The following is a 19,785-nucleotide window of genomic DNA, read 5'->3' on the forward strand; positions in this document are numbered from 1 at the left end:
GGGCAAATGGATACAAATGAAATCACGGAAACAACCACTTTTAAGGTGAATGGAGAATCTTTAACGCTAAGTCTTCCTCCAACATTTCGCCTTGTTGATATTCTTAGGGAGGTTTTAACTTTTACTGGGACGAAAATAGCTTGCGAAGCTGGTAGGTGTGGTGCTTGCTCAGTCATCATGAACGGAAAGCTGGTGAATTCCTGTTTAGTAATGGCATATCAATTAGAAAATGCAGAAATTTTAACGATTGAAAGCTTAGCAGAAAAAAATCTTCATCCCATCCAAGAAGCATTTTTACAGGCGGGCGCACTACAGTGTGGTTACTGTACTCCTGGGATGGTAATGGCATTAAAAAGTTTACTAGATGAAAACGAGCATCCCTCTAGAGCGGAAGTACTGACTGCTTTATCTGGAAACCTTTGTCGCTGTACAGGATATGAAGGAATTTTAAGAGCTGTTACGTTGTTAACTAATAAACGGGATGAAAAGGGATGAATATATGTATACGATAGCAGAAATTAATCAAATGAATCGACAGGAATTCATCGAAAAGATTGGCTGGGTGTTCGAGCATAGTCCGTGGATTGCCAATAAAACTTGGAATTATCGCCCCTTTCCAAGCTTAAATACACTCTATCAACTAATGGTACAGGCAGTAATGGAAGCGCCAATTGGAGATCAGCTTGATTTAATCCGGGCACATCCTGATTTAGGCGGGAAGTTAAAAATGACCTCCTCTTCTAGTAAGGAACAAAAAGGTGCTGGCTTGAATCAATTATCGGAGCAAGAATACATGCAATTTGCAGCCTTAAATAAGACCTATTCCGAGAAATTCGGCTTTCCGTTTATCTTAGCTGTCAAAGGTCATACCAAGGATTCCGTTTATCAGTCCATGAAAGAACGTGTAAACCACACAAAGGAAGAGGAATTTCAAACTGCATTAACCGAGATATTTTCTATATCGAAATTCCGATTAGAGGAAATAGTCAAACTAGAAACAGAAGGACAAGGTGCATAGATTATGAAAATGGGCATAACAACTCATGTATTAGATTTATCCAAGGGGAAACCAGGAAAAGGGATAAAAGTTGAGCTGTGGAGATTACTAGATTCTGAAAGAATTTTTTTAGCAAGCGGAATAACCAACCAAGACGGCAGAGTCGACACTATCCTATTAGAAAAAGTAGAGACTGGAGAATTCGAATTAGTATTTCATATACAAGAGTATTATCGTCATTTAGAAGAACAACACCCATTTTTCACCACGATTCCTATCCGTTTTTATACAGATGAAACCCAGCCGCATTATCATATTCCTTTATTATTATCTGGCTGGGGATATCAAACCTATCGGGGGAGCTGATGACTTGGTGGATTTAGATTTAATCATTCAAAATGGAATCCTTGTAAATGAGGAAACATTATATAAAGCTGATGTCGGAGTAAAGGGTGGGAAAATAGTCCTGGTTGGTTCGGAAATTAACGGAAATAACGCTACAAAAATCTTCAATGCGGATGGACTATATCTATTTCCCGGTGTTATTGATTCACATGTCCATTTTAACGAGCCAGGAAGAAGCGACTGGGAAGGGCTTGAATCAGGCAGCAAAAGCTTAGCTGCTGGTGGTGCAACATTATTTTTTGATATGCCTCTAAATAGTCATCCACCTACAACAACAGAATATGGTTTCCAGCAAAAAGAAAGGCTAGCAAAGGAAAAATCAATTATTGATTACCGTTTATGGGGCGGAATTGTTCCAGGAAATTATGATGAGATTGAAAAATTAGTAAAATGTGGTGTCATTGGTTTTAAAGCATTTATGTCGAATAGCGGGATAGAAGATTTCCAAAGCGCTGATGACCGCACTTTATATCAAGCGATGCAAAAAATCGCAGCCTTACATAGTATCTTGGCTGTACATGCAGAAAGTGATACGATTACAGAGTTTTTAAGCAAAGAAATCATCCATCAACAGACGAATCTTGGACTTGCTTTTTCCAATGCAAGACCGATATTTTCGGAAGTGGAGGCTGTTCAACGCATCATTGCTTATGCCGAATCCACAAAGTGTAAACTGCATATTGTTCACATTAGCAGTTCGAAAGTATTGGAACCAATAGTTTCCGCAAAGAAGCGAGGGCTGGACATAAGCGTCGAAACATGTCCTCATTATTTGTCATTAACAATCGATGACTTAGAAGAATTAGGAGCAGTCGCAAAATGTGCTCCACCCCTGCGTTCTGATAAGGAAGTAGATGACTTGTGGAAAGCAATCAAACGAGAGGAAATTGATATGATTGGATCTGATCATTCACCATCTCTGCCATCGATGAAAAATGGCAATTTATTAGAAGCGTGGGGTGGAATTGCCGGCTGTCAAACAACCCTGTCTGTTTTATTAGAAGAAGGCTATTGGAAACGAGGAATTTCTCTTCCGCTTATCGCAAAAATAACAAGTACGAACCCAGCTAAACGCTTCGGTCTCTATCCACAAAAAGGAAGTTTCGCAAATGGAAGTGATGCAGATATAGCTATTGTTGATTTAAATGAAACCTATACACTCCAAAAGGAAGATCTGTATTATAAGCATAAAATAAGCCCTTATATAGGCAAAACGTTTAGGGGTAAAGTGAAAGCAACTATTTGCAAAGGAGAAATAGTTTATTCAACTCTTAATGGATAGCAAGACTTTCACAATTTATTAATAAGGATACAGGAGTGTTTAGTGTCTGTAATTAACCATGATTGAGGAGGAAAAACCTCTAATCATGGATTGTTTTGTTTCCTCTTTTATAGAAAGTATTTATTTGGCCGATGAAAACCACTTACGCCATCTTTATCGCAAAAAGTGGTGTTCAACTGGAGAATGAAAACCACTTACGCTATCTTTTTCGCAAAAAGTGGCGTTCATTTGTTGAATGAAAACCACTTATGCCATCTTTTCCGCAAAAAGTGGTGTTCAACTGGAGAATGAAAACCACTTACGCTATCTTTTTCGCAAAAAGTGGCGTTCATTTGTTGAATGAAAACCACTTATGCCATCTTTTCCGCAAAAAGTGGCGTTCATCTGGAGAATGAAAACCACTTATATTATCTATTCCGCAAAAAATGGCGTTCATTTGTTGAATGAAAACCACTTATGCCATCTTTTCCGCAAAAAGTGGTGTTCAACTGGAGAATGAAAACCACTTACGCTATCTTTTTCGCAAAAAGTGGCGTTCATTTGTTGAATGAAAACCACTTACGCCATCTTTATCGCAAAAAGTGGCGTTCATCTGGAGAATGAAAACCACTTATATTATCTTTTCCGCAAAAAGTGGCGTTCATTTGTTGAATGAAAACCAATTATGCTATCTTTTTCGCAAAAAAAAGCGTTCATTTGTTGAATGAAATCCACTTACGCCATCCTTTCCACGAAAAGCAGCGTTCCTCTTCCCTAAATGCACTAACACTTATCAACAATTAATTTTTCCATCATTATAACAAAATACGAATTATTAATAACTAAATTATAAAAACGTTCGGAAATGGAGAAAAAAATACTTGAATAGAAGAGATTTTTACGATATTATGCAGAATAAAGGAATAATTAATTGTTTAGGGGGATTGGCAATCGTGTTAGGAGCACCAAATACTTCACAAGCAAGAAAGATTATGTTATTAGGTTCTGGAGAATTGGGTAAAGAGGTTATTATCGAAGCGCAGCGACTGGGACTAGAAACAATCGCAGTCGATCGTTATGAACAAGCACCAGCAAGTCATGTTGCCCACCGCGCATATACAGTAGATATGCTTGATGTTAACCAATTAAAAGCAATAATTGAAAAAGAAAAACCAGATTATATTGTTCCTGAAATTGAGGCGATTGCAACGAGTGCGCTTATGGAGCTAGAAGAAGAGGGGTATTCGGTAGTTCCAACTGCTAAAGCTACCTATTTAACGATGGATCGTGAAGGTATAAGAAGATTAGCAAGTGAAACGTTGAACATACCGACTGCAAAATATGCCTTTGCCAATAACATAACAGAATTGAAAGATGCCGTACATAATATAGGTTTTCCTTGTGTAATAAAGCCAGTCATGAGCTCTTCTGGAAAAGGGCAAAGTATTTGCCGGAGCATAGATGAAATTGAATTTTCCTGGAAAGAAGCTGTTGATGGCGGAAGAGGAAAGAAAACAAGAGTCATAGTGGAAGAGTTTATTGAATTTGAATCAGAGATTACGCTTTTAACCGTACGTTCAGTTAATGGCACTACCTTTTGTCCTCCAATTGGGCATACCCAAAAAGACGGAGATTATATAGAATCATGGCAGCCTCATTTCATGTCGGCTGAACAATTAGATGAGGCAGAAATGATTGCTAAGAAAATCACGGATAGTCTGGGTGGATATGGAATTTTTGGTGTGGAGTTATTTTTAACGGAAAATGATGTTTATTTTAGTGAAGTCTCACCACGTCCACATGATACTGGAATGGTAACAATGATTACTCAAGACCTTTCTGAGTTTGCGTTACATGTTAGAGCGATTTTAGGGTATCCAGTTTCAGGAGTGAAACTACATAGCCCAGGTGCTAGTAAAACATTAAAAGCAACTGAAGAAAGTAACAGCTATTTCATTCAGGGGATAGAAGAAACGCTATCATTTGAAAATACCCAAATACGCATTTTTGGAAAACCAAAGACCACAAAAGGGCGGAGAATGGCAGTAGTATTGCATACAAATGAAACGGTGGATTTAGCGTTAGAAGGGGTAAGGAAAGCTTCCGCGCCACTTTCCATCACCTATTCTAGCTGACTAGAAAATGTAATTTAAGATAATTTACAAATAAACACAATAGGGGTATTACAATGAAAACAAAAAATCGTTGGCTTATTGCTTTATCTGCAGTTGGTATTCATATTTCAATCGGATCTGTATACGCATGGAGTGTATTTACAAAGCCGCTTGAATCACAGTATAATTGGACATTAACGAGTATTTCCTGGACTTTTAGTATTGCGATCTTATTTTTAGGATTATCAGCGGCGTTTTTAGGACATTTTGTTGAAAAATACGGACCACGAACTTCCGGCATGTTGTCTGCTTGTATGTTCGGTTTAGGGATGGCTGGTGCTGGATTTGCTACAAGTATCGAATCTTTACCACTTCTCTACATTACTTATGGAATGTTTGGGGGGATTGGCTTAGGGGTTGGGTATATTACTCCTGTATCCACATTAGTTAAGTGGTTTCCGGACCGCAGAGGATTGGCAACTGGATTAGCTATTATGGGATTTGGTTTTGCTGCAATGATCAGTAGCCCAGTTATGAATCATTTAATTAATACAGTTGGTATATCTAATACTTTTTATATTCTTGCAGCTGTTTATTTTGTTATTATATTTGTTTCAGCACAATATTTAGAAGCACCTCCAAAAGGCTATTTGCCGAAAGGTTTTCAGCAATCAGTTGAAGCTGGTAATGTAATAGTAAAGGAAGATTTATCACAATTAACAGCAAATGAAGCAGTTAAAACAAAAAGATTTTGGGCGTTATGGATTATGCTATTTATCAACATCACATGTGGTATTGCTATTCTTGCCGTTGCTTCGCCCATGGGACAGGAATTGGCAGGCATGTCAGTTGCGGGTGCTGCGACCCTAGTTGGGATTATGGGTGTATTTAATGGAGTTGGAAGAATTGCATGGGCTACAATTTCTGACTATATCGGCAGACCCAATGTATATACTTTGTTTTTTGCTGTTCAAGTAGTTGCATTCTTTGCACTGCCACATTTACATCATTATATTGCCTTTTCCATCATTATTTTTATAATTATGTCTTGCTATGGTGGAGGTTTCGCGTCCATTCCAGCTTATATTGGTGATATTTTTGGCACAAAACAGCTAGGAGCTATTCATGGTTATATTCTTACAGCTTGGTCAGCTGCAGGTGTTGCTGGACCTAGCATTGTATCATGGATTCGTGACACAACAGGAAGCTATCAAGGAACATTACTTGTTTTCTCTTGTATGTTTATTGTATCTCTGGCTGTTTCTTTACTTATTCGTTTAGATATTCGCAGATTAAAAGAATTGAATAAATCAGTGACAGAAAGTAATAGCTTCTAATAGTATTTAAAAAAGACTTATCACGTTTGATGCATCTAAAATTTTCTCAAACGTAATAAGTCTTTTTCTATCTAAGTCTTTGCAAGTATACGGATTAGTAGTATAGTAGGTTCATTGGAAATTTGCAGCTTAGTTAGGGGAAATTAGAAAATGGAAAATTTTAATACGCAATTTTTGTATTCCGTGATTATTATTGGCATGGGGTATTTCTTTAAACAAAGAAATATTATTAAAGAAAAAGATGGAGAAGGGCTTGCAAGGATCATTTTCAATATTACTTTACCTTGTTTAATCATCACCACCTTACATAATGTCATAATTGAAAAATCTTTGTTAATATTGGTATTTCTTGGTTTATTCTATGGTGTTCTTATTTCCATAATTGGACTATTTCTGTTCCGAAATGAAGCGAATAAGCAAAAAGGGATGTTAGGTATGTTGATACCCGGATTTAACATTGGTATTTTTGCATATCCTTTGGTGCAGGGTATATGGGGGGCTGAAGGGATAAAATATTTTGGTATGTTCGATATTGGGAATGCCCTTGTCACTTTCGGAATTAGTTATTTAATTGGCAGCTATTATTCACAAGAAGGATCCGAACTTTCAGCGAAGCAAGTGGTAGGGAAGCTGGGACGATCGATCCCGCTGATGACCTATGTACTTATTTTCTTCATCAGTATTGTAGGTATCGAGATACCCCATCAGATAATTGATGTGACATCTACCATTTCGAAGGCTAATATGCCACTCTCTTTGCTGCTTCTCGGTATTTATTTGAACTTTTCTTTTGAAAAGAGTCACTGGAAAGGAATTGGAAGGGTACTAGGGATTCGGTACGGGACAGGGCTTTTTTTAGGCGTACTAGCATATTTTTTATGGCCAGCAGAAGATATGTTTCGTTATACCATTTTAATCTGCTTAATCTTGCCGATGGCATCAAGTGTTTTACCGTATAGTGTGGAGTTTAAATATAACCAACGATTTGTAGGAACTGCTGCTAATTTATCGATAGTCATTAGTTTTTTTTTAATTTGGATGATTGGTAATTTAATTGTATAAATAGAAAGTTTGTTAATCGTAAAAACGAGGCTGGAATCAATTTTCCAGCCTCGTTTTTTATTCTGTCAGGAAGTTTTCGGTATAATATGGTTGAGACTTATTGTTAAAGGCAACTCCTACGCCGAGAGAGGCGAAATCTTTTTGAAGAATATTTTCTCGATGGCCGCTCGAATTCATTAAGCCTTCGTGAGCAAATATACTGCTGTTTTGGCCATAAGCCAAATTTTCCCCTGCTATCGTGTAACGGATACCATCGTTAAGCATGCGATCAAATGGAGATTCACCCTCCAGATTAGTATGGCTGAAATAATTATTTTCTGCCATATCTAAACTATGTTTTTGAGCCGTATCACGAACTGCCTCATTCCAAGTCAGCGGCTTTAAATGGTTATTGACACGACTGGCATTAGTTAAATCAAATAATTGGTATTCAAAGCCTTCTTTTAATTTTTCATTTCCTTCCACATAAAAATCCTTGCGATTTTCTTCTAAGGAAGAGCTGATAATTTGCAGAGCAGTTACGGTGTTATTTTCATGCTTATCAAAGAATACCGTTACATATGAATCATCAAGTGCGAACACTTCGTAATCCCTGTCCTCTGCCATTTTATAAAAAACAAGTCCTTTTCTTATCTCTGTTAATGGTTTTCCTAATGTTTTTAAGACAACTTCTTTCTTTGTTCCTTTTTTTATCCCGTTTGTTGAAGCAATTAAATCTTGATTGGTATATAAAGCTTCTACTTGATTATGTTCATCATAGCCTACCATAACAAAATTGTGATAATTTTGATGATAGGCATACCAAGAGATGCCGTATTCATTAATTGTTTCACGCTTTGGTGATCCCAGTGACTTTTCAACCGACTTTTTATCATCGCCGAGAGATATATTATGAATCGAAAAAGGATGGTCTTGCGGTGTAACTAATTCTGGTTTATCAATTTCTTCTGTATCTTCAGTATTTTCTTCAAAATTCCAGTCTGGTAACATATCCTCTGCATCTTTAAAAAAGGATTTTATTTTTTCAAACTCATCAGTAAAAGATTGGAAAAAGGAAGTGATCGAATCTTGATTTATGCGATTTTCCATGGAACCAGAAGGTTTGCTTTCTTCAGCATTATGTCCATTGTCTTTAAGATAAAAATTATATGCCCCATATATAAGGAGAATGGTAATAACCCATTTTAATAGTCTAATCATTGATAGTAACCTCCAATAGTCTTCTAATTATAACCAAAAAAATTAGGTTTAAAACTATTTTATCTGGGTATATTGAGATAGATTGTTTTTCACTTTTTATCCTATTTAATTATTATACCATGTCATTACGTCCTAATTGGTTTGTCTAGACTGTGTAATCAATTTGTAAAGCATCTTTATTATATGTAAACAGTATAAACTGCTATAATGAATATAACCGTTCCCATTTGGGAAATTTTAGTTATAAGCACTCTAGACAGATTTAAGACGGTTTTAAAGGAGGCTACTATGCATTTAATTAGAACCGACATCGATGAGATTTTAACAAACACAGCCGATTTAGAGCAGGAAATATCCACATGGAATTTAATCGACATAGAAATTGATGAACTTTTAGAAGACACAAAGCATTGGAATTAATTGTTGCAACCAAATGTACAAATTTTGTAGATATTGGTTGCTTTTTTTGTGCTGTAAATAACTATTAGTAAAAATTTTTACATCTTTTTTTCGAAATTACTTTCACTACAGTAAGTTTGCGTTATAATAAATAGAAATAATATTTAAGATGAGGAGAATGGAAACGTGACAGATCAAACAATTACTGTGACTTTAGCAAAAGATAAAAAACCGAAACCAGATCCTTCTACATTAGTATTTGGTAAAGTATTTACAGACCATATGTTTATGATGGATTATACAGTAGACAAAGGTTGGCATGATGCTCAAATTTTGCCATATCAACCAATAACTTTAGATCCTGCTTCTGTTATTTTCCACTATGGCCAAGCAGTTTTTGAAGGCATGAAGGCATACTTAACGGAAGAAGGTAAAGTGCTATTATTCAGACCAAAGAAAAATATGGAGCGTTTAAATAAATCAAATGACAGACTTTGTATTCCAGAAATAGATGAAGAGTTTGCCCTAAATGCCTTAACACAATTAATTAATATTGATAGAGAGTGGATTCCGAAAGGGGAAGGTACTTCTTTATACATAAGACCATTTATCATTTCCACACAGCCGTTCTTAGGAGTTGCTGCATCAATTAGCTATAAATTTATGATCATTTTATCTCCTGTTGGTTCGTATTATAAAGAAGGAGTTAAACCGGTTAAAATTTTTGTGGAAAATGAATATGTTCGTGCAGTTGCTGGTGGTACAGGATCTGCTAAAACTGCTGGAAACTATGCAGCAAGCTTAAAAGCGCAGCAAATTGCAAATGAAAGAGGATATTCCCAAGTTCTTTGGCTAGATGGCGTAGAAAAGAAATATATTGAAGAAGTTGGAGCGATGAATGTTTTCTTTAAAATTAATGGGGAAGTATATACCCCTGAATTAAATGGAAGCATACTAGAAGGGGTAACCAGAAGCAGTGTTATGGAGTTGCTGAAATATTGGAATATTCCTGTAACAGAAAGAAAAATAACTATTGCTGAAATCTTTGAAGCACATAAAAATGGTCAATTAGAAGAAGCATTTGGTACAGGAACAGCTGCTGTTATCTCCCCGATTGGTGAGTTCTTCTGGAACGAGGAAAAAATCGTTTTAAATAATGGAGAAACAGGGGAGTTAGCATCCAAATTATATAATACAATTACAGATATTCAAAATGGAAGACAAGAAGATCCATTTGGATGGGCTGTTGAAGTGAAATAATTCCTTTTGCGAGGAAAATAAAGGAGTATCTTAATGGTGAATAAAAGCCACACGCTAAATTTTGGATGGAATTTAATAGCACATAAAGATTATAAACTTTTCTCTAATCAAAATGAATATGTTTTAATGGATTGGGATGGGGACGTTGTCTTATGTGTTTCTGTTCAAGACCATGAGATTGAAATCCTTCGTAGTAATTGGAATCTTCATTTTAAAGTAAATTTAGCTTTTAAAACAATCAAGGTGTTTAATGAGCCTGATGAAGAAGAATGAACCAGTAAATTTTTAAAAGAAGAATAACGGAAATCTTAAAAGAGATAAAGCTTCGATTTATAATCGAAGCTTTATCTCTTTTATATGCGAATAAAATAAATCATTAAACAGATTTCGTAACCAAGGGTTCTAAAATAAACATATCGATTACCTTTGCTATACCATCGTTGTTATTTGTATCAGTTACGTAATCTGCAAGCTGCTTTACATCATCTGGCGCATTGCCCATAGCAACTCCAAGGCCAGCAAATTCAATCATGGCAACATCGTTATAACTATCACCTATTGCAATCACTTCTTCTCTAGAGATACCAAGTTTTTCAATAAGTATCGCTAAGCTTGTCCCTTTAGTAACACCTAATTCAGTAAATTCAAGGAAGTATGGCTTAGAGCGCATGACACTTAAATCATTAGCCAATTCTTTTTGTAGTCTTGCTTCTACCTCTTTAAGATAATTTTCTTCTTTCACCATTAATACTTTTACAACAGGAGAAGAAACGGTCTGCTTAAAATCCGCAACTGTTTTTATCGGCAAGCCTGTAAGTTTTCCTTCGATTTCAGTAAAAGGATTATTTTCTTGCGTAATAATTTCGTCATTCATATAAGTATGAATCCAAATGTTTTCTCTCTGGCTCAAATCAAATAGCTGGTGAACAGTTTCGGGAGAAAGTGTACTGCTGAATAATTCTTCGTTTGTTTGACAGTTAGTTATTTTTGCTCCATTGAATGAAAGAATAAAACTGCCATATTCCGCAAGTCTTAATTCTTTTGCCGCGTCCAGCATTGCATATGTTGGTCTTCCAGAAGCGAGAACTACTTTTACACCTTTTTCTTGTGCAAGCATTAAAGCAGTTTTGGTTGCTTCTGAAATAATATGGTCATCTGTTAATAAAGTATCATCCATATCTAATACGATCATTTTATAGCTCATCTGTATTTCCCCTTTCATAACCTCTTTACAGAATACATGAAAATAGAGAAATAGCCAATATCAAATTGGTGATAAAAGAGCGAAACAAAACTTCGAATTTCACCATTTTATGTTTATAAATTTCTCTAGTGGGAAGTAATTAAATACAGTTACTAATTAGGAGTTAAATAAAAAAATAAAATGGAATAAATTACCTCAAAAAAGTATTTGAATTATCAGAATATTACTGCTATACTATAAAAAAGAACAAGGGGTTGATTCAAATGGAAAAATATTTATTAAATGCACCAAAACAGTCTGTAGGAAATGTTGTGGATTCTTTATTTGCAGAAATGGTATTGGAAAAGGCCCTTTATGACTTTCAAAAAGCTGCACTAAAAAAACAAATCGATGAAACATTAATTGCTGGTGACAAAGAATTATTTTATCGTTTAACAAAAGAATTAAATCAATTAACTGCAAAATAACTACCGTAAAATATATAATATACTCATATTCGCTATCCTTGAGGAGAAAAACCTCGCTATATTTCTGAGAAGAAATTCAAGCGAGGTTTTCGCCTGAAAAAGGATAGTTTTTTTATTCCATTACCTAATTTCAGAACAAATAAAAACTGCTGATAAACAATATGTTTATCAGCAGTTTAAGGGACACTTAAGTGTGTCCTACGTATTGAGGCAATAAACTACGCTCCACATAGCGCAATAACGTTCATTGACTTATTCAATATAGCTCATCGCTTGATAAATATATCACATATAAATGATGCTGACAAGCTTTTTAAAAGAATAGTAGTTTTATTGTCCAATTGAGCATACGGACTGCATTGTTTTCCGAAAAATTAGCATTGCTTTTGAACATGTTAAAAAACTGCCAATGGAGCTTATTAATTGTCACAAAACTAAATTAGATATTGATCGTCATTCCAAAATAGAAGAAAGAGTAGTATTAGTCTTTTCTGCTTTACATAAAAGCATTCTGCTATGTATCATTATTGCATATACATAAAATCTCTTCTATTTTAAACAAAATGATAAGACTTTTATAAATAAGGGTAAAATAGAAACAGAAAGAATGGGAGGAAGTTTATGCAAACATATAAAACAAGGGAAGAAGTTGCTGATTGTGAAAAATGGAATTTACGTGATATATACGAATCAGAGGCTGCGTGGGATAACGATTTAGAAGCGGTAAAAGAAAAAATAACGACTCTTTCAGGATTCAACGGAAAAATTACAAACGGAACAACCTTATTAGCATATCTAACATTATCAGAGAAAGTTAGTTATTTATATAGGAAAGTCTACGCATATGGCATGCTTCTTTTAGACCTAGATACACGGAATACACATGCTCAAAGTCTTATTGAAAAAGCTCGGTTAGTAGGCCAAAAATATAGTAGTGCCACTGCCTTTTTTATGCCATATTTATTATCCTTAGATGAGCAGGAATTGAATACTTACATACAAGAAGAAGAGGGCTTAGCGTATTTTGAAAAAGATCTCTTGGAATCTTTCCGCTATAAAAAACATGTATTAAGCAAAGAGAAAGAAGAGGTACTATCTGAACTTGGAGAATCGTTATCTGTTCCTAGTAATGTGTTCGGTATGATAAATAATGCAGATATAACCTTTGGGGAAGTAACAACTGATAATGGTGAAAAGATTGAATTAACAAGAGGAATGTATGCAAAAAGAATAGAAGATGAGGACCGAGATGTTAGAAAAGAAGCTTATTTGGCGTATTATAAGCCATATATTGGTCTTAAGAACACAATTGCTGCGACCTTTAGCGCCGCCGTTAAAAACAATGTAAAAACAGCAAAACTTCGAAATTATCCTTCTGCTTTAGAAAAAAGTTTATTTGGTGATCAAGTACCTGTTGAGGTTTACGATAATTTAATTAGTACGACGAGAAAAAATTTACCTTATATGGATGACTATATGAATTTTCGTAAGAAACGGCTGCAACTTGATGAACTTCATGCTTATGACTTAAGCGTTCCACTAGTTGGCGAGGCCGCTAAAGAAGAGATCAGCTATGATGATGCTTTTCAGATTATGCTGGAGGCGCTGAAGCCTCTTGGTGAAGAATATTTAAGTGTGTTAAAAACATTTAAAGAAAAACGATATATAGATGTACGTGAAACTCCTGGGAAACGTTCAGGTGCTTACAATTTAGGCTTATATGGCGTCCATCCGTATATTTTACTGAACCATCGAGATGATTTAGATAGCTTATTCACCTTAGCTCACGAATGCGGACATGGTATGCACTCTTATTTTAGTAGTAAGCATCAGCCGCAAATAAGTGCAGGATATAGTATTTTTGTTGCGGAAGTAGCATCTACTGTTAATGAAGTCTTATTAATTCGTCATTTGTTAAAAACAGAAGATGACGAAACAAAACGCGAGCATTTATTGCATCATTTTATTGATAGCTTTAAAGGAACCTTCTTTACACAAGTTATGTTTGGTGAGTTTGAAAAAGCGGTTCATGAACAAGCAGAAAAAGGGTTGCCACTGTCTTTGGATTTTTTCAATCAAACCTATGAAGAATTATTTAAAGCATACAATGGCAGTGCTTTAGTAATAGACGAACAAGTGAAATATGGATGGGCAAGAATTCCGCATTTCTATCGTCCATTTTATGTATATAAATATGCGACTGGCTTTGCTTCTGCGATTAATATTGCTGATAAACTTCTCGAAGGAAAGAAAGAAGATGTAGAGAACTATTTAGAGTTTTTAAAAAGCGGAAGTTCGGATTATCCTCTTGAACTTCTAAAGAAAACCGGTGTCGATTTGACCAGTCCTGAACCAATTAATCATGCATTAACAATTTTTCATTCTTTAGTGAAGGAAGTATTAAAAAAATAAAAAAGTTTTCACAAAAAAATAAGGGTCCATTGCCTTTTGCAAAGGTGTGGCCCTTATTGCTTCTTTGTTACTGATATTTTTCTAGAATCGTGAAAAAGTCGATGATAAATCGACGAAATGTTTGTACAGATGGTGGCAATTCTCGATTACTTGGTACGATGATACCAACTGTACGACTAATAATTGGATCCTCAATAGGAACCTTCACTGTAAATTTGGGAACAGTATCATAAAATGTACTCTCTGGAAGAAGAGTTACACCCATTCCTGCGGAAACTAACCCTTTGATTGCATCTAAATCCTCCCCCTCAGCATTAATATTAGGTAAAAATCCTTCTTGTTTACATGCATCAATCGCGATTTTTTGCAATATATATCCTTCGGGAAATAAAACAAATTCATCATTTCGCAGATCCCGTAAGCGTAGTGATTTTCTTTCACTCAAAATATGATTGCTTGGTAATAGTGCGAAGATTTTCTCTGTAAATAGAATATTTCCTGTTAATAAGAAGTCATCTGTTGGTACAGGTCCTAAAAATGCTAAATCTATATCTCTATTTTTTACACCTTCGGTTAAAAAGTGATAAGAGCCTTGCCTTAATTGAAACTTTACATGTGGATGCTTTTCTTTAAATGCTGATATGACAGTAGGCAGTAAGTGGCTTGCAAGACTAGTTGGAAAGCCAATTTTAATCGAACCTCTTTCTGGGTCCAGATAGGCATTAACTTGTTCTACAGCTCGATCAACTGATTTCAGGATTGATTGGGAGTGGGTTAAAAAAATTTTTCCAATTGGAGTTAATTTAACATTTCTTCCTTCTCGTTCAAATAATTGAACACCTAATTCATCCTCCAAATTTGCAATTTGACGACTAACAGCAGATTGAGCAACATGAAGATGCTCAGCAGCTTCTGAGACGTGCTCTCTTTCAGCTACTTCAATAAAGTATTTTAGTTGTCTAAGTTCCATTTTTACCGACCTTCTTTATAATAATCTCTTTTTTAGATTAGTTCTATCTAAATGATATATTGTACATATGAATTTGTATAGTATAATTAAATTATCTGAATAAAAAAATTTGTTAGAAAATCTGACAGGGGTGGTTGAAATGACGTACAACCAAATGGAAAAGGCACAGGGCTTATATAGACCGGAATTTGAACATGATGCATGTGGAATCGGACTGTACGCTCATATAAAAGGGGAAGCGACGCATGACATTGTGAAAAAAGGTTTAAGTATGCTTTGTAAATTGGATCATCGCGGCGGTCAAGGGAGCGATCCTTTAACAGGAGACGGAGCTGGATTAATGGTTCAAATACCTGATACCTTTTTTCGAAAAGAACTTAAGGAATTCAATCTTCCCGAAAGCGGAAAATACGCAGTAGGAATGATCTTTTTTTCTAAAGATGATCCTCACAGAGAAATAATCGAAGCAAAAATTAACGAATATATTAAAGAAATGGGTCAAGAACTTATTGGCTGGAGAACTGCACCAACAGATTTCAGAAAAATCGGAAAAGTCGCACAAGGAAGTTGTCCGATTGTCCGCCAAGTATTCATTCAATCAAGCATAGAAAACAAAGATAAATTAGCTTTTGAGCGAAAATTATATATTATCCGTAAACTTGCTGAAAATTGGGGAAGAGCAGAAGAAAAAGAATTTTATTTCGCAAGTTTGTCATCTAGCACCATTGTTTATAAAGGACTTCTCACATCAGACCAAGTCGAAAGCTTTTATTTAGATGTGCAGGATCCGGCTTTTGTATCCGCGTTTGCTATTGTTCATTCCCGCTTTAGCACAAATACTTTTCCTAGCTGGGAAAGAGCACATCCAAACCGTTACTTAATTCATAACGGAGAAATTAATACTTTACGAGGAAATTTCAACTGGATGAAAGCAAGAGAGCAGCAATTTGTATCAGAAGTTTTTGGAGAGGATTTGCAAAAGGTACTGCCGATATTAGATGCAAATGGTAGTGATTCTTCTGTATTCGATAATGCACTTGAATTCTTTATCCTCTCTGGACGCACACCTGCTCATGCAGCTATGATGATGATCCCAGAGCCTTGGACTGAGAATCCCCATATTTCAAAGGCGAAAAGAGATTTTTATGAATATCATAGTAGCTTAATGGAACCATGGGATGGCCCTATGGCAATCACTTTTACGGACGGTAAACAAATCGGTGCTATATTGGATCGTAATGGTTTGCGTCCAGCAAGATATTATGTAACGAAAGATAATTATATTGTTTTTTCTTCAGAAGTGGGAGTTGTTCCAGTCGAAGAAGAGAATATTCTTTATAAAGAGCGTTTAAGTCCTGGGAAAATGCTATTAATTGATCTTGAAGAAGGTCGTATTGTTTCAGACGAGGAATTAAAAAATACCATTGCTTCGGCACATCCTTATGATGAGTGGTTAGATGAAGTTATTCGACTAGAGGAGAATGTAGAAGAAAAAGCAGAAGACTTTACGGATTTACTTGCAAGGCAGAAAGCATTTGGCTATACGTATGAAGATGTCCAAAAAAATCTACTTCCAGTTGTTTTGGAGGGCAAAGACCCGATTGGATCGATGGGAAATGATACGCCGCTTGCTGTCTTGTCTAATAAGCCGCAATCTTTATTTAATTATTTTAAACAGCTATTTGCACAAGTAACTAATCCGCCAATTGATGCTATTCGGGAACATTTGGTTACATCTACTTTAACTTGGTTAGGTGCTGAAGGTGATTTGTTACATCCTGATGCAAGTAATTGTCATAGAATCCAATTGAAAACACCAATATTATCAAATAGTGATGTAGAACAATTACGATCTCATACATTTACTGAATTTACAGCCCGAACACTAGATAGTTTGTTTACAGATGATTTAGAAAGCAGTTTAAATCAGCTCATGCAAAAGGCAGAAGAAGCAATTGCACAAGGTGTGTCCTTGCTTATTCTTTCAGACCGTGCAATGAAACGAGAAGAAAAAGCGATTCCCGTTTTATTAGCTGTCAGTGCTTTACATCAGGATTTAATTAAAAAAGGTCTGCGGACGAAAGCAAGTATTATCGTAGAATCTGGTGAAGTAAGAGAGGTTCATCATTTTGCAAGTTTAATAGGCTTTGGAGCCGATGCAATTAATCCCTATTTAGTATACGCAACCTACAATCAAGCAATCAAAGATGGGATGCTGTCCCTTTCCTATGAAGAGGCGGTAACAAGATATAATACAGTCATTACAGAAGGTGTTGTAAAAGTAATGTCTAAAATGGGTATATCTACTGTCCAAAGCTACCGAGGAGCTCAAATTTTTGAAGCTGTCGGTATCGGCGAAGAAGTTATCGACCGTTATTTTACTGGTACTGTTTCACAGCTTGGCGGTATTGGATTAGATATAATTGCCGAAGAAGCAACGAAAAGACATGAATGGGGTTATCAAGATGGGATGGACGAAACATTAGATTCGGGGAGCGATTTTCAATGGAGAAAAGGCGGGGAACATCACGCTTTTAATCCGAAAACAATCCACACCTTACAATGGGCATGCCGCAAAGGAGATTATTCCTTATTTAAACAGTTTTCTGAGGCTGCAAATGAAGAAAGCATGAGTTTTTTACGAAATTTATTTGCGTTTGATTCAGCACGACAGCCTATCGATATGAAGGAAGTGGAATCAGTAGAATCTATCGTAAAACGATTTAAGACTGGTGCAATGTCCTTCGGTTCTTTAAGTAAAGAAGCACATGAAACATTAGCAATTGCCATGAATAGATTAGGTGCCAGCAGTAACAGTGGGGAAGGCGGAGAAGATCCTTCTCGATATATGATAGATGAAAATGGCGATAACAGAAGAAGTAATATTAAGCAGATAGCTTCTGGACGTTTTGGGGTTAAGAGCCATTATTTAATAAACGCAAAAGAATTGCAAATTAAAATGGCTCAAGGAGCAAAGCCCGGTGAAGGAGGTCAATTGCCAGGGAATAAAGTATATCCGTGGGTTGCTGAAGTTCGCGGTTCTACACCAGGCGTTGGATTAATTTCCCCACCCCCGCATCACGATATTTATTCTATCGAGGATTTAGCTCAGCTCATTCATGACCTGAAAAACGCCAATAGAGACGCACGTATTTCAGTAAAATTAGTTTCAAAAGGCGGAATTGGTACCATCGCTGCTGGTGTTGCAAAGGGTGCTGCCGATGTAATTGTTGTAAGTGGATACGATGGAGGTACAGGGGCTTCACCGAAAACAAGTATTAAACACACTGGGCTTCCGTGGGAATTAGGTTTAGCAGAAGCGCATCAAACGTTGATGCTAAATGGTTTACGAAATCGTGTTGTTTTAGAAACAGATGGTAAACTGATGACAGGAAAAGACGTAGTACTTGCAGCCCTTATGGGAGCCGAAGAATTCGGCTTTGCTACAGCACCACTTATTGTAATGGGATGTGTGATGATGCGAGCTTGTCATTTGGATACATGCCCAGTGGGGATCGCTACCCAAAATCCAGAATTACGCTATAAATTTGCTGGAGATCCAGATCATATTGTCCATTTCATGCGTTTTGTTGCAGAAGAAGTACGTGAACTAATGGCACAATTAGGATTCCGCACAATAGAAGAAATGGTTGGAAGAACAGATGTATTAAAGGTAAGTGAACAGGCGCAATCGCATTGGAAAGCAAAAGATTTAAACTTATCGAAACTATTGTATCAAGTCGATGGACCAAGAACATTCGAAACACCACAAAACCATAAAATTGATGAAAGTTTAGATATTCAAAAAATACTTCCAGCAGTTCAAAAAGCTATTGTCAATAAAGAAGCGCTCCACTTGCATTATACTATCCAAAATACTAATCGTGTAACAGGTACAATTGTTGGCAGTGAAGTATCAAAATTATATGGAGAGGAAGGACTTCCTGACAATACAATCAATTTACATTTCACAGGTTCAGCGGGTCAAAGCTTTGGTGCTTTTATTCCCAAAGGCATGAGCATGTACTTAACAGGTGATGCAAACGACTATATTGGCAAAGGGCTTTCTGGAGGAAGAATTGTGGCAAAGGCACCAGCAGACAATTCATTTATTGCGCAAGATAATGTTATTATCGGAAATGTTGCATTTTACGGTGCTACAAGTGGGGAAGCGTTTATTAACGGAAAAGCAGGAGAAAGATTTGCGGTTCGTAACAGTGGAGCGAGTGTTGTAGTAGAGGGTATCGGTGATCATGGCTTAGAATATATGACTGGCGGAGAAGTCATTATTTTAGGTGATGTCGGAAAAAACTTTGCTGCAGGTATGTCAGGTGGAGTTGCCTATGTTTTATCGAAAGACGCGGACAAATTTAAAGCAATGTGTAATAAAGAAATGATAATCTTTGAACAATTAGAAGAACAAGCAGAAATAGAGAGAATAAAAGGGCTTATTAAAAAGCACATTGAATTAACAGGTAGTTTAGCAGGTCAACAAGTACTTGCTAATTGGGATAAATACGTTCAACAGTTTGTCAAAGTTATTCCAAAAGATTACAAACGAATGATCGCCAACATTCAAAAGGGACTTGAAAATGGTTTATCGGAAGAAGATGCCGCAATGGAAGCTTTTGCGAATAATTCCAAACAAGACAAAAAAAAACAAGCAAATAAAATTAGCGTATTAGTGCAGTAGAAAG

General features: G+C 36.0%; 16 protein-coding genes. 13 read left to right on the forward strand and 3 right to left on the reverse strand.

Going from position 1 to position 19,785, the window contains the following annotated elements; all coding sequences use genetic code 11:
* Positions 1-6: 6 nt before the first annotated feature.
* The 7 genes from C2I06_RS06005 to C2I06_RS06035 all read left to right on the forward strand — a co-directional run bounded on the left by C2I06_RS06005 (position 7) and on the right by C2I06_RS06035 (position 7,176).
* Positions 7-495, forward strand: coding sequence for a (2Fe-2S)-binding protein (locus C2I06_RS06005; RefSeq protein ID WP_123257677.1), 489 nt, complete (start codon positions 7-9; stop codon positions 493-495).
* 4 nt (positions 496-499) lie between these two features.
* Positions 500-1,018, forward strand: a complete 519-nt coding sequence (uraD, locus tag C2I06_RS06010; protein ID WP_123257678.1) for a 2-oxo-4-hydroxy-4-carboxy-5-ureidoimidazoline decarboxylase — start codon at positions 500-502, stop codon at positions 1,016-1,018.
* 3 nt (positions 1,019-1,021) lie between these two features.
* The gene (gene uraH / locus C2I06_RS06015; protein WP_204259879.1) at positions 1,022-1,363 is read left to right on the forward strand and encodes a hydroxyisourate hydrolase; all 342 of its coding nucleotides are present in this window, start codon (positions 1,022-1,024) and stop codon (positions 1,361-1,363) included.
* Positions 1,364-1,370: 7 nt separating this feature from the next.
* Positions 1,371-2,684, forward strand: coding sequence for an allantoinase (locus C2I06_RS06020; RefSeq protein WP_338068395.1), 1,314 nt, complete (start codon positions 1,371-1,373; stop codon positions 2,682-2,684).
* Positions 2,685-3,616: 932 nt separating this feature from the next.
* Complete coding sequence (gene purT, locus C2I06_RS06025; RefSeq protein ID WP_123259120.1) at positions 3,617-4,798, forward strand: formate-dependent phosphoribosylglycinamide formyltransferase; 1,182 nt, start codon at positions 3,617-3,619, stop codon at positions 4,796-4,798.
* A gap of 53 nt (positions 4,799-4,851) precedes the next feature.
* Positions 4,852-6,114, forward strand: a complete 1,263-nt coding sequence (locus C2I06_RS06030; protein WP_171509630.1) for an L-lactate MFS transporter — start codon at positions 4,852-4,854, stop codon at positions 6,112-6,114.
* 150 nt (positions 6,115-6,264) lie between these two features.
* The gene (locus tag C2I06_RS06035; RefSeq protein ID WP_095328776.1) at positions 6,265-7,176 is read left to right on the forward strand and encodes an AEC family transporter; all 912 of its coding nucleotides are present in this window, start codon (positions 6,265-6,267) and stop codon (positions 7,174-7,176) included.
* Positions 7,177-7,233: 57 nt separating this feature from the next.
* Here C2I06_RS06035 and C2I06_RS06040 read toward each other — a convergent pair whose 3' ends face one another.
* Positions 7,234-8,376 carry a CAP domain-containing protein gene (locus C2I06_RS06040; RefSeq protein ID WP_123257681.1) on the reverse strand — a complete coding sequence of 381 codons (1,143 nt, stop codon included), beginning with the start codon at positions 8,374-8,376 and terminating at the stop codon, positions 7,234-7,236.
* Between the two features lie 288 nt (positions 8,377-8,664).
* Between C2I06_RS06040 and C2I06_RS25765 the strand changes: the two genes are divergently transcribed.
* The 3 genes from C2I06_RS25765 to C2I06_RS06050 all read left to right on the forward strand — a co-directional run bounded on the left by C2I06_RS25765 (position 8,665) and on the right by C2I06_RS06050 (position 10,308).
* A complete protein-coding gene (locus tag C2I06_RS25765) occupies positions 8,665-8,796 on the forward strand; it encodes a hypothetical protein (protein ID WP_268874827.1) in 132 nt (43 codons plus the stop codon).
* A 165-nt stretch (positions 8,797-8,961) separates the two neighbouring features.
* Complete coding sequence (locus C2I06_RS06045) at positions 8,962-10,035, forward strand: branched-chain amino acid aminotransferase (RefSeq protein WP_095328778.1); 1,074 nt, start codon at positions 8,962-8,964, stop codon at positions 10,033-10,035.
* Between the two features lie 33 nt (positions 10,036-10,068).
* Positions 10,069-10,308, forward strand: coding sequence for a hypothetical protein (locus tag C2I06_RS06050; protein WP_047943433.1), 240 nt, complete (start codon positions 10,069-10,071; stop codon positions 10,306-10,308).
* Between the two features lie 103 nt (positions 10,309-10,411).
* Here the strand turns inward: C2I06_RS06050 and C2I06_RS06055 are convergent, their stop codons facing one another.
* Positions 10,412-11,239 carry a Cof-type HAD-IIB family hydrolase gene (locus C2I06_RS06055; RefSeq protein ID WP_095328779.1) on the reverse strand — a complete coding sequence of 276 codons (828 nt, stop codon included), beginning with the start codon at positions 11,237-11,239 and terminating at the stop codon, positions 10,412-10,414.
* A 263-nt stretch (positions 11,240-11,502) separates the two neighbouring features.
* On the opposite strand from C2I06_RS06055, the gene C2I06_RS06060 reads away from it, so the two are divergent.
* Both C2I06_RS06060 and pepF read left to right on the forward strand, forming a co-directional pair.
* Positions 11,503-11,706, forward strand: a complete 204-nt coding sequence (locus C2I06_RS06060; protein ID WP_095328780.1) for an IDEAL domain-containing protein — start codon at positions 11,503-11,505, stop codon at positions 11,704-11,706.
* 621 nt (positions 11,707-12,327) lie between these two features.
* A complete protein-coding gene (gene pepF, locus C2I06_RS06065; protein WP_095328782.1) occupies positions 12,328-14,118 on the forward strand; it encodes an oligoendopeptidase F in 1,791 nt (596 codons plus the stop codon).
* Between the two features lie 67 nt (positions 14,119-14,185).
* Here the strand turns inward: pepF and gltC are convergent, their stop codons facing one another.
* The gene (gene gltC / locus C2I06_RS06070; protein WP_095328783.1) at positions 14,186-15,088 is read right to left on the reverse strand and encodes a glutamate biosynthesis transcriptional regulator GltC; all 903 of its coding nucleotides are present in this window, start codon (positions 15,086-15,088) and stop codon (positions 14,186-14,188) included.
* Between the two features lie 139 nt (positions 15,089-15,227).
* Here gltC and gltB point away from each other — a divergent pair, with 139 nt between their 5' ends.
* Positions 15,228-19,781, forward strand: a complete 4,554-nt coding sequence (gene gltB, locus C2I06_RS06075) for a glutamate synthase large subunit (RefSeq protein ID WP_123257682.1) — start codon at positions 15,228-15,230, stop codon at positions 19,779-19,781.
* Positions 19,782-19,785: the final 4 nt, after the last annotated feature.

This window comes from Niallia circulans, assembly GCF_003726095.1.
GTDB classification, from domain to species: domain Bacteria; phylum Bacillota; class Bacilli; order Bacillales; family Cytobacillaceae; genus Niallia; species Niallia circulans_A.